Annotated in this window: 11 protein-coding genes; all 11 read left to right on the plus strand. The window is 59.0% G+C overall.

Annotation, left to right across the window (positions count from 1 at the left end; genetic code table 11):
• The first annotated feature begins 46 nt into the window (after positions 1–46).
• The 11 genes from GS620_RS06195 to GS620_RS06245 all read left to right on the plus strand — a co-directional run bounded on the left by GS620_RS06195 (position 47) and on the right by GS620_RS06245 (position 11,454).
• Entirely contained in the window at positions 47–976 is a 930-nt protein-coding gene (locus tag GS620_RS06195) for a tripartite tricarboxylate transporter substrate binding protein (protein WP_171205868.1), read from the plus strand.
• Positions 977–1,039: 63 nt separating this feature from the next.
• Positions 1,040–1,576, plus strand: a complete 537-nt coding sequence (locus tag GS620_RS06200; RefSeq protein ID WP_152460588.1) for a tripartite tricarboxylate transporter TctB family protein — start codon at positions 1,040–1,042, stop codon at positions 1,574–1,576.
• A gap of 7 nt (positions 1,577–1,583) precedes the next feature.
• Entirely contained in the window at positions 1,584–3,104 is a 1,521-nt protein-coding gene (locus tag GS620_RS06205; RefSeq protein ID WP_171614683.1) for a tripartite tricarboxylate transporter permease, read from the plus strand.
• 5 nt (positions 3,105–3,109) lie between these two features.
• Positions 3,110–4,594, plus strand: a complete 1,485-nt coding sequence (locus tag GS620_RS06210) for an aldehyde dehydrogenase (protein ID WP_171614684.1) — start codon at positions 3,110–3,112, stop codon at positions 4,592–4,594.
• Positions 4,595–4,609: 15 nt separating this feature from the next.
• On the plus strand, positions 4,610–5,905 hold the full coding sequence (locus tag GS620_RS06215) for an aspartate aminotransferase family protein (protein ID WP_171614686.1): 1,296 nt from the start codon (positions 4,610–4,612) through the stop codon (positions 5,903–5,905).
• On the plus strand, positions 5,902–6,843 hold the full coding sequence (locus GS620_RS06220; protein ID WP_171614688.1) for a phosphotransferase enzyme family protein: 942 nt from the start codon (positions 5,902–5,904) through the stop codon (positions 6,841–6,843). The genes GS620_RS06215 and GS620_RS06220 overlap by 4 nt, the downstream gene beginning before the upstream one ends.
• A 13-nt stretch (positions 6,844–6,856) precedes the next feature.
• Positions 6,857–8,092: a Tm-1-like ATP-binding domain-containing protein gene (locus GS620_RS06225; RefSeq protein WP_171614690.1), complete on the plus strand. Its 1,236-nt coding sequence runs from the start codon at positions 6,857–6,859 to the stop codon at positions 8,090–8,092.
• Positions 8,093–8,528: 436 nt separating this feature from the next.
• Positions 8,529–9,329, plus strand: a complete 801-nt coding sequence (locus GS620_RS06230; RefSeq protein WP_171614692.1) for a transporter substrate-binding domain-containing protein — start codon at positions 8,529–8,531, stop codon at positions 9,327–9,329.
• 69 nt (positions 9,330–9,398) lie between these two features.
• Positions 9,399–10,061 carry an ABC transporter permease subunit gene (locus GS620_RS06235; protein WP_171614694.1) on the plus strand — a complete coding sequence of 221 codons (663 nt, stop codon included), beginning with the start codon at positions 9,399–9,401 and terminating at the stop codon, positions 10,059–10,061.
• 11 nt (positions 10,062–10,072) lie between these two features.
• A complete protein-coding gene (locus tag GS620_RS06240; protein ID WP_152460596.1) occupies positions 10,073–10,735 on the plus strand; it encodes an amino acid ABC transporter permease in 663 nt (220 codons plus the stop codon).
• Positions 10,732–11,454 (plus strand): amino acid ABC transporter ATP-binding protein, encoded by a 723-nt coding sequence (locus tag GS620_RS06245; protein WP_171614696.1) that lies wholly within the window; start codon positions 10,732–10,734, stop codon positions 11,452–11,454. The genes GS620_RS06240 and GS620_RS06245 overlap by 4 nt, the downstream gene beginning before the upstream one ends.
• The last annotated feature ends 19 nt before the right edge of the window (positions 11,455–11,473 follow it).

An 11,473-nucleotide genomic window follows, 5' to 3' on the forward strand; every position in this document is an offset into this window, starting at 1 on the left:
TATTGTTAACGCGGTTCAAATATTGAACCACTAACGGGAGGTGTCAATGAAGAAATTTCTAACAGCCGCCGCTTTTGCGGCTTCGGCCACTGCCGCACTGGCAGAGTACCCTGAAAAGCCGGTAAGTTTTGTCGTCCCCTGGCCTCCGGGTGATCTGGAAGATGTCCTTACCCGGATGATCGCCGACGAATTCCAGGCCATGTACGGTGTGCCTGCCGCTGTGGTGAACAAACCCGGCGGTGGAGGCGGCCCATTCCCCGGCGCGGTCGAGGTGGCAACCGCTCCGGCGGATGGCTACACCATCGGCTCATTCGTCATCGGCGTACCTGTCATCGGTCCCGAAATCGGAATTCCTGAACTCAACCCGAATCCTTTTGATCCAATTGGCATCTTCCTGACCTATCCCTTCGTCATCGCGGCCAGCAAAGACGCGCCGTTTTCAAATTGGGAAGAACTGGCCGACTACGGCAAGGAAAATGACGTGGCGCTTGGCCATTTCGGATCGGTTCTGCCCCCCACTCAGGTCACATTTGCAGCCGCGGTCAGCAGCGGGTTCGACTTTGCCAGCGAAGCGGCATTCGACGCCCTGGATTGCAACACGCTGGCCTCAGGCGACGTGGATGTCATCAATACGACGCTACAGCTTATCCTTCCCTGCCTTGATCAAGTGAACGTCCTTGCCAGCATCGGCGGCGAGCGGATTTCACTGGTTCCGGATACGCCGACGATCGTGGAGCTCAATCCGGATCTGCCATTGGCCCTTTGGAACGGGCTGTTCGTGCACAAGGACACGCCTGCCGACGCGCGTGAAAAGATCACGGCTGCCGCGCAGAAAGCGTTGTCCTCGGACAAAGCCATGAAGCTGGCTGAGGAAACGGGCGCCCTGATCTACTGGCAGGACCCGGACGCTTCGAATGCTCAGATCGAGCAGGACAAAGCCTCTTTCGCCAAGATCGAAGAGATTCTGGGCGAATAATCCGAAACAGGCCCGGCCAGATCGAACAACGCCGGGTCTGTTTGATTCAAACAGGAGGCCAAAATGATAGCAAAGACGCTGCAAGACATGTTCCGACGGTATCGACGTCCTGGCGATATTGTCTTTGCCTTCCTTTTCTTCGGCTTCTCCCTGTTCCTTCTCAGTCAGATCGGCGCTGAGACTCAGGCTGTCAAACGAACCAAGTGGTTTGCGCAACCCGCCCTTTGGCCCAAGATCGCGATCTGGGGCATGGTTTTGTTCAGCGGCCTCCACTTGCTGGGCTCCTTCCTGTCCCCACGCATTCCCGGACGGTTGCGAGAGGTGACGTTCTGGTTGATGTCCCTCGAATACGTTGCCTATTTTCTGATCTATGTCGTGGCGGTTCCGTGGCTTGGATACCTGCCATCGACCATGCTTTTTGCAGCCCTGCTGACGATACGATTGGGGTTTCGATTGCCCGGGGCTTTTTGCGTTGCACTTGGCTTCGGCGCGGTCGTTGCAGTCGTTTTCCGCGCGTTGCTTCAGGTGAACATTCCTGCCGGTCGGATATACGAATACCTGCCCGACGGGCTGCGCGCCTTTGCGCTGACCTACCTGTGAGGCCAAGATGGACAATCTGATTTCCGGCTTTGCAATTCTGGCGCAGTGGCAGGTCGTTGTGGCGCTGATCATCGGATCGGTGGGCGGGGTCATCATCGGCGCGTTGCCCGGCGTCGGCGCTGCTGTCGCAATTGCCATCCTGCTGCCCGCCACCTTCGCGTTCGAGCCCATCGTCGGCCTGACCCTTCTGTTGGGCATCTACGGGTCGTCCATGTATGGCGGCGCAATCCCCGCCATCCTGATCAATACGCCCGGTACCGCCGTCAACGCACTGACCACCTATGACGGCTATCCCATGACCAAGCGCGGCGAGGGCCACCGGGCCCTGTCGCTGGCCTATTCGGCGTCGTTTTTCGGCGGCATCTTCTCGATCCTCTGCCTGATCATCCTGTCACCCGTATTGGCCTGGGTTGCCCCGCATTTCGGCAGCCGCGAGATATTTCTGGCCGCACTCATGGGCATCCTTCTGGTGATCCTGGCCCATCGCGGACAGACCTTTTCGGCCGCGATGCTGGCGTTCTTCGGCATCTTCCTCAGCACCGTCGGTCTGGAACCCGTCAAATACACCAAACGTTTCACCTTTGACCAAACCTGGCTTTCGTCAGGTGTCGATCTGATCGTGGTGGTTCTGGGGCTGTTCGCCATCAGTCAGGCGCTGCTGTTGCTGGTCGACAAGGAACACGCGCCGGGCGAAGCCCATGTGCGCGGCAGCATCTTCGCGGGCCTCAAAGAGCTGCTGGGCCTGAAACGCATCGCAACGGTGTCGTCATCGCTGGGTGTGCTCATGGGCATGGTGCCGGGCACAGGAGAATTCACATCACAGTTCCTGTCATACACATACGCCCAGAAAACCTCTGAAGACCCCGACAAGTTCGGCGATGGGTCACCAGAAGGTCTGGTGGCGTCCGAGGCGGCCAACAATGCCGTTCCCGGGGCTGCGATGATTCCACTGCTGGCGCTGGGTATTCCGGGCGAGGCGCTGACCGCGATGATGCTGTCCGTCTTCTATGTTCACAATGTGATCCCCGGACCGCAGCTTTTCGCCGACCAGATGGATTTTGTCATGGCGCTGTACATGTCGCTGATCCTGCTCAACGTGATCGTTCTGGTCTTTCTTTTGTTCTCGACCAACCTGCTGCTGAAGATCATTCAGATCCCGACGCGCTTTCTGGGGATCATGATCCTGACGCTGTCCTTTGTCGGGGTATTCAGCCTGCGCAACTCAGTCACGGACTGCGCCATTGCCGCCGGGTTCGGCGTGTTCGGGCTGATCCTGAAGCGCCTGAACCTGCCCATAGTTCCGATCATTCTGGGCATGGTTCTGGGCGGAATCATGGAAGTCAAACTGCGCAGCGCCATGGCGCGGGTGAAGTCGCCGCTTGATTTCATCGACCGGCCGATTGCCGCAATACTATTCATCATGATCCTCGGGATCATTCTGCTCCACGTTCGCTCGCTGATCAAGGAACACAAGGAACGCATCACACCGCAGCCGGTTCTCGACGAAGACACAACTCAGCAAGGATAACCCCCATGGACCAATCCTCGATTGATGCGCTGCGTGCGCAGGACATTGCTCCGCGCGGGCATTTCATAAACGGCCACAGTCAGGATGGCGAAACCGGGGCCCGGCATCAGGTTCTGTCTCCGATCAACGGCCAACCTCTGGCGCTGATCGCCGAAGGCACACCGGCCGATGTCGACATGGCCGTGCGCGCGGCGCGCGATGCTTTCGAGGACGGGCGATGGTCGCGCATGGCCCCTGCCGGCCGCAAGAAAGTGCTGCTGAAACTGGCTGATCTGATCGATGCCCGCGCACTTGAACTGGCCGTGCTGGGCGTGCGCGACAACGGAACCGAGATCACCATGGCTTACAAGGCCGAGGCACTCTCGGCGGCGGCCACTTTCCGGTATTATGCCGAGGCGATCGACAAGATCTACGGACAAATCGCCCCGACAAACGGTGACGTTCTGGGTCTTGTGCATCACGCTCCGGTCGGGGTTGTCGGGGCCATCGTGCCCTGGAATTTTCCACTGATGATCGGCAGCTGGAAAATTGCACCGGCACTGGCCGCAGGCAATTCCGTCGTGCTGAAACCTGCCGAAAGCGCCTCACTCAGCCTGCTCAAGATTGCCGAGCTTGCCGCAGAAGCCGGAGTGCCCGATGGGGTGTTCAACGTCGTGACCGGGCGTGGCTCAGTCGTGGGTGAGGCGCTGGCCCTGTCGATGGATGTCGACATCATGGTGTTTACCGGGTCGGGCACAACCGGGCGGCGGCTGCTGGAATATTCCGCGCGGTCGAACCTGAAACGCTGCTATCTTGAACTGGGCGGCAAATCCCCGAACATCGTTTTTGCCGACGCCCCTGATCTGGCCGAAGCCGCCAAGGTTTCCGCGGCGGGCATCTTCCGCAACTCTGGTCAGGTCTGCGTCGCCGGATCGCGCCTGTTGGTTCAGCAAGAGATCTACGAGGACTTCGTCGCCGAGATCAGCCGCCACGCCGAAGGCTTTCGCGTCGGCGACCCGCTGGATCTCAACAGCCAGATCGGTGCGGTCCACAGCCTGCCAGAGCTTCAGGCCAATCTGGATTTCGTCACGAAGGCCGAGGCCGAAGGCGCCGAACGCCGGACCGGCGGAAACCGCATCCTGACCGAGACCGGAGGCTATTACATGGCGCCGACCGTGATGGCCAACGTGAAAGAGACCGACACTCTGTTCCAGAATGAGGTCTTTGGCCCTGTTCTGGCCGTCACGCCCTTTGCCGACGAAGACGAAGCGCTGCGCCTTGCCAATGCCACCGTTTATGGGCTGGCCGGTGGTGTCTGGACCTCGAACCTCAGCCGCGCGCATCGCATGGTGGCTGGCATTCGCGCCGGCGTTGTGCATGTCAATACATATGGCGGTGCCGACCTGACTGTGCCGCTGGGCGGCGTTCGCCAATCCGGCAACGGGCACGACAAATCGCTGCACGCGATCGAGAAATACTTCGATCTGAAAACCGCCTGGATAAAACTCTGAAAAAAGGCCGCCCGCATGACCCTTCCAGCAAAATCCGCGGAACTCATTGAACGCCGGGCCAAGCTATTGGGCCCTAACGTGTCGACGTTCTACGACGAGCCGGTTCATTTTGTAAAAGGCGAAGGCGTCTGGCTGTGGGATGCGGACGGGCGCAAGTATCTGGATTGCTACAACAACGTGCCTCATGTGGGGCATTGCAACCCGCGCGTGGTCGAGGCGATCTGTCGTCAGGCGCGCACGCTCAACACGCACACCCGGTATCTGCATGACGGGATTCTGGACTATGTGGAAAAACTGACCGGAACGATGGACGACTCCCTGGATACGGCCATCCTCACCTGTACCGGCTCCGAGGCAAATGACATTGCTCTGCGAATGGCCGAGGCGATGACCGGAAAACGAGGGATCATTGCCACCGACGCCACCTATCACGGCAATACCGCGCTGGTCAGCCAGTTGAGCAAATCGAACATCCCGACGGTCGGCTTCGGTCTGGGCCGGTATTTCCGCTTTGTCAGCGCACCCGACAGCTATCGCCATCCCGACCCGGATGGGTCAAAATTCGCCGATGCCGTGGCGGAACAGATTGCGGAACACGAAAAGGCCGGCACCGGTTTTGCCGCATTGATCCTCTGCCCTTATTTTCTGAACGAGGGGTTTCCCGACAATCCGGACGGTTGGCTGGCACCCACGGCCAAGGTCGTCCGCCAGGCCGGGGGCCTGCTGATCTGCGACGAGGTGCAATCAGGCTTTGGCCGAACCGGCACCCACATGTGGGCGCATCAGAAGTTGGGCGTTGTGCCGGATGTCATGACCTTGGGCAAACCCATGGCCAACGGCCATCCAGTAGGCGGCGTGGTCACAGGTTCCGAGATCATTTCGGCATTCCGCAAGGGATATCGGTACTTCAACACGTTTGGCGGAAACCCTGTTTCCTGTGCTGCCGCGATGGCGGTTTTGGAAGAGATCGAAGACCAGAGCCTGGTCGCACACGCCAGATCCGTTGGCGACCATGCGCGAAAACGGCTGAACCTTTTGAAAGAAAAATATGACGTCATCGGAGACATACGCGGCTCGGGGCTGATATTCGGGGCTGAAATGGTCCTTGATCGCGACAGCAAGGAACCCGCCGGTGAATTCACTGACCGTATCATCAACGCCATGCGCCAGCGCGGGATCATTCACTCCAAGCTTGGGCGTCACAAGAATACTCTGAAAATTCGCCCGCCCATGCCATTCTCTGTCGAAAACGCGGATCTTCTTTTCGACACGCTGGACGACGTGTTGGCGGAAACGCCACGGGTAGCATGAAGCAGATCGTGGAACATGCGCTGTCCCTTTGGGGGCTGGCTGATGGCCAGGCGTCTCTTGTGGCGGCTCGGGAAAACCGCGTCTATCGCGTTCAGGCAGGCCAGACCGCCTATGCCCTGAGACTGCATCGAAAGGGCTTGCGAACGGATGCCGAACTCCGGTCAGAGCTACAGTGGATGGCCGTTCTCGGCAAAAACGGGGTCCGGGTTCCAACGCCCGTCGCGGCCTCAGATGGGCGCTATCTGCATCTGGTGGAGGGCATTCAGGTCGACATGCTCGACTGGTTGCCGGGCCGCCCTTTGGGTGCGACAGGACAGGCTTTGACGCATCAGGACAGGACAGGCGTCTTTTGCTCAATCGGCCGGGAAATGGCACGGCTGCACCACATCAGCGACCGATGGACACCTCCTCAGGACTTCGTGCGTTGGTCATGGGATCGCAGCGGGCTGCTTGGAGACGCCCCTGTCTGGGGTCGTTTCTGGGAAAACCCAACGCTTGGAAAAACGGACCGGGCCCTGTTCCTGGCGTTCCGGGATATCGCAGATCGTGACCTTCGGCGCGCGGAAAATCAGTTGGATTACGGCCTGATCCACGCCGATCTTGTCCGCGAAAACGTCATGGTTGACGGTGACAAACTGTGGCTGATTGATTTCGACGATGCCGGGTTCGGTTTTCGCCTGTTTGATATCGCAACGACGCTTCTCAAGAACCTGCACGAACCTGATTTCAACCAGCTGCGCGGTGCTTTGCTGGCGGGGTATCGATCTGAGCGACCGATCTGTACCCACCAACTCGACCTGTTCATGGCACTGCGCGCCGTAACCTACGTGGGATGGGTTGCATCCCGCCTGAACGAAGATGGATCGGGCTTACGCAATGAGCGGTTCACTGAAACCACCCGGGCGTTGATGTCCCAATACCTTCAACAGCACACTTAGACAGGAGGCACCAATGGCCGAAAAGACAATCCTGCTGATTGGTACGTATGATACCAAAGAGCCCGAAATGCGGTTTATCGAAAAGGCGGTCAGAGCGCAGGGCGCTGACGTGCTGACCATGGATGTATCGGTTCTGGGTGATGCGTCCGAACCGACGGATATCTCGAAACACGACGTTGCCGCTGCCGGTGGCATGACAATAGAACAGGTCATCGCGCAAGGAAACGAGAACAAAGCCTTTCGCGTGATGTCCGCAGGAGCCGCAAAAGTTGTTGCACAAGCCTATTCAGAAGGTCGATTTGACGGGATGCTGGCCACGGGCGGGACCATGGGTACAGACCTTGCGCTGGATTGTGCACAGGCTTTGCCGATGGGCGTTCCCAAATATATCGTGTCAACGGTCAGCTTCTCGCCTCTGATCCCTCCGCACCGGTTGGCGCCGGATGTTCAGATGATCCTGTGGGCCGGCGGCTTGTATGGCATGAATTCGATCTGCAAATCGTCGCTCAGCCAGGCTGCCGGGGCCGTCGTGGGCGCAGCCAGGGCGGCGACCGCAACCGATCGCAGCAAACCTCTGATCGGGATGACCAGCCTTGGTTCGTCCTGCCTGCGCTACATGAAAATTCTGAAACCGGCACTGGAAGACCGCGGCTTTGAAGTGGCCGTGTTCCACTCTACCGGCATGGGCGGCATGGCCTATGAAAAACTGGCGGGCGAAGGCGCGTTTGCCTGCGTGATGGACTTCTGTATGCAGGAATTCGGCAACCTGATGGCGGGTTCCGTTGTCTCCAGCGGCGATGACCGGGTCACCAATGCCGGGCGCGTAGGAACGCCCCAGATGGTGGCGCCCGGTGCGTTGGATCTATTGGATTTCGCGGGTTGGCAGGACATCCCCGAGCAATATGCCGATCGCCCGTTCCACGAACACAACCGCCTGATCAAAAGCTCGGTCTTCAACGGGGCTGAACGGCGCGCGTGGATTCGGGAACTCGCCAACCGACTGGAAGCCGCAACCGGGGCCGTGCATTTCTTTTTGCCCGTTCAGGGCGTCGAGGCCTGGGACAGGGAAGGCGAAGAGGCGCATGATCCAGAGGCTCTGGCCGAAATGGTGGACGAGGCGCGCAAGGTCATGCCCGGCCGGGTGCCGATGACCGAGCTGGATGTTCACATCAACGACGCGGCTTTCTGTCAGGCTGTTCTGTCACGATTTGACACGTGGGTGGAAACCGGCGTCATCAGAACAGACTGAACGCCATTGGCAGCATCGGGAAAGGGAAAAACAACCCTGCGCGTTGTCTTACAGCGAATGGGGGCACCTGTCCGGGTTGTGCAGGTCGGTTCCTTGACCCTCGGGCACCCAGTCCTCAGGCGGACGGTTCCAGAACGTGTTGGGGTTTTCTACGTCCATCCCGGCCCGTTTCAAGCTGCGCAACGCGGACCGGATCAGAATGACCGGTCCTTCATTGGATGTTGCGCCAAAAGCGTCTCCACAACGTTTTGAACGGTCGGATGATCGGCTTGCTCCCACCCCCAAGACGATCAATCAGCCAAGGGCGTTTCTTGAACAATTTATCCATCCTGTAGCCGGGTACGGGCCCATGTCGGTTGCTGGTAAAAAATTTTTTATGGATGTTGGATCCAATATCCTTTATTCGTGATCACGTCTTTGATTCAGGGAGGATCACATGCTCAAGAAACTCGTCGCTTTGGCGGCCTTCACCACTTTCACAACAGGTCCTGCGATGGCGGACACGCTCGACGATGTCGTGGATCGCGGTACTCTTCGCTGCGGCGTTGTTCTGGACTTTCCGCCGATCGGGTATCGCGACGCCAACAACGAACCGGCGGGTTTTGACGTGGATTACTGCAATGATCTGGCCGCGGCGCTTGAAGTTGATGCGGAAATCCTGCCTTTGACCTGGGCCGAACGCCTGCCGGTCATCGTGACCGGGCGCGCCGACGTCGTGTTCGGCGCAACCTCGGACAGCCTTGAACGGGCGCGGACCGTGGGCTTCAGCATTCCCTATGCAATCTACTATGCGCAGGGCGTCGTGAACGCGGACAGCGGGATCGAAACCTTCGAAGACATCCGCGGCAAACGCGTCGCCGCCGCGATTGGCACCGTGCCGGAACAGGAATGGCTGAAGATTGCCGCCGAATGGGGTGAGGAAGGCAATTATCAGGGCTATCAGTCGGAAAACGAGGTGTTTCTGGCGGTCGCGCAGGGCAAGGCCGATATCGGCATCACCACCAACACCGCCGTTCTGCCGATCACCCAGCAGTATGAAACCGTGCTGGCCGGCCCCCGTATGCCCTGGACGACCGACTACACCTCGGTCGTGGGCAAACGACAGGACGTCACCTGGCTGAATTTCCTGAACCTGTTTGTCACGCATCAAGTGCGTTCGGGCCGGTATCAGGAACTGTGGGGCAAATATGTCGGAGGCGAAGCACCCGAGCTGCGCATCCCCGGCGTGATGTACTGATTTCACCCCCCAAGTGCTCTTTCGTCTGGTTTCGGCCGGGCGAAAGAGCCGGTCAATTCGGAAAAAAATGTGTTCGATTACAACTTCCACTGGCGGCCGGTCATGAAAAGCCTGCCGGACTTGCTTGAGGCATCGCTGCTGACCTTGCAAGTCGCGGTTCTGGCGATGATCCTTGGCATCCTCATCGGCCTGTGTCTTGCGCTGACGCGGCTGCACCTGAAGGGGCCGCTGTACTGGTTCGCCTCGGCCTGGGTTGAACTGGCCCGAAACACGCCCGCCCTGTTTCAGCTGTTCTTTTTCGGCTTCGGGCTTGGCGCATTCGGCCTGCACCTTTCGCCATACTTCATCGTGCTGGCGGGTTTGACCTTCAATTGCGCCGGCTATCTGGCCGAAAACTTTCGCGGCGGTTTCCAGGCCGTCCCCGAGACGCAGTTGCGGGCCTCTCGTTCCCTGGGCATGACCGCTTGGCAGGCTTACACACGCGTGGTGATCCCGCAGGTGTTTCGCATCGTCTATCACCCGATCACCAATCAGATGGTCTGGGCCGTGCTCATGTCCTCGCTGGGCATGCTGGTCGGTTTCCGCGAACTGTCAGGCGAGACGCAGTTCTTTGCCTCGCGCACCTTCCGCATCTTTGAATATTTCGCCGTCACCGCGGTCATCTACTATGTGATCGTCAAAATCATTCTCGGAGCCTCACGCCTGCTGGCGACCCGGCTCTTTCGCTACTGAAGGACGCTCGAATGGAACCCACTGTCAGCTTTTTCAGCGGCTTCACCATCAATGATCTGTGGTTTCTGGGCGAAGCGGCCCTGCGGACACTCTGGATTTCGGTTCTGTCGATATCCATCGGAACGCTTCTTGGCGTGGTATGCGGGTGGATCCTGTACGAGGGCAAGCTGGCCGCAGCCCTGACAGTGGCCCCGTTTCTGGATGTTTTCCGTTCCGTTCCGCTGATCATCCAACTGGTGCTGTTCTACAACTTTGCGCCCATTGTCGGGCTCAATCTGGACCCGTTCGCCTCGGGCGTGGTGATCCTGTCGATCTACACGGCCGCCTTGGTTGCGAATGTCGCACGCGGCGGGATCGAGGCCGTCGGTGCGCCGATGCGCCGTGCCGCGCGCAGTCTGGGCATGACCTATTGGCAGGATCTGCGCTATGTCGTCTTCCCGATTGGCGGGCGCGCGGTGTTCCCGGCCTGGGTCGGTGTCGCATTGGGAGTGATGAAGGACAGCGCGTTGGTTTCGGTGCTGGGCTATGTCGAACTGCTCAAGGCCAGTCAGATCCTGATCACCCGGACACAGGAACCTTTCCTGATCCTGACAATCGCGGGCGCGTTCTATTTCGCGCTCAGCTATCCGATTTCGCGCTATTCCGCGTCTCTTGAAAAAAGGTGGGCCCAATGATCGAAATTCGCGACCTGCACAAGTACTTCGGCGCGCTGCATGTGCTGAAGGGCATCGATCTGGATGTGCAGAAAGGAGAGGTGCTGTCGGTGATCGGCGCATCGGGCTCCGGTAAATCGACCCTGCTGTATTGCATCAACGGGCTGGAACCGATCCAGCAAGGCTCGGTCATAGTGGATGGCACGGATGTTCATGCCAAAGGCACCGATATCAACAAGCTGCGCACAAAGCTGGGAATGGTGTTTCAGCAATGGAACAGCTTTCCCCACCTGACCGCATTGGAAAACGTCGCGCTGGCCCCCAAGATCGTCAAGGGACTGTCAAAATCAGAAGCCCGCGATATCGCCGCCCGCCAACTGACCCATGTTGGCCTGGGCGAAAAGCTGGGCGTCTACCCATCCGCCCTTTCGGGTGGCCAGCAACAGCGTCTGGCCATCGCCCGCGCGCTGGCGATGGAGCCGGAATACATGCTGTTTGATGAGGCGACGTCAGCGTTGGATCCTGAACTGGTGGGCGAGGTTCTCGACACGATGCGCCTTTTGGCCGAAGAAGGGATGACCATGATCTGTGTCACGCACGAGATGGGTTTCGCACGCGATGTGTCGGACCGGGTTGCTTTCTTCCATCAGGGCGTGATGGAAGAGATCGGTCCGCCCGGGCAGATATTCGGTGATGCGCAATCCGAACACACCCGTAAATTCCTGGCCAACGTGCGCTGAGTGCACTGGCCCCCTGAAA

The sequence above is a fragment of the Ruegeria sp. HKCCD6428 genome (assembly GCF_013110595.1).
GTDB lineage: Bacteria > Pseudomonadota > Alphaproteobacteria > Rhodobacterales > Rhodobacteraceae > Ruegeria.